Below are 255 nucleotides of genomic sequence, written 5' to 3' on the forward strand. Positions count from 1 at the left end.
GTACGGATTTGCCTATACTCCGCCCTACATGCTTACCCCAGGAACAACCATCGCCTGGGCTGGACTACCTTCCTGCGTCACCCCATCGCTTACCTACTACCCCATCGGACCGAGCGTTCACCCTGACATCCCCTCCGAAGAGGAAACCGAGCTAAGGACTCTTAGCATCAAAGGATTCGATATTGGCGCATCACAGCGGGTACGGGAATATCAACCCGTTATCCATCGACTACGCCTGTCGGCCTCGCCTTAGGC

The 255-nt window shown here is 56.1% G+C and carries 1 rRNA gene; it reads right to left on the reverse strand.

Annotation, left to right across the window (positions count from 1 at the left end):
* Nucleotides 1-254, reverse strand: a 23S ribosomal RNA gene (locus tag QSK26_RS42215); the annotation flags it as partial.
* Between the last annotated feature and the right edge of the window lies 1 nt (nucleotide 255).

This window comes from Microtetraspora sp. NBRC 13810 (genome assembly GCF_030268685.1).
Lineage (GTDB): Bacteria > Actinomycetota > Actinomycetes > Streptosporangiales > Streptosporangiaceae > BSRQ01.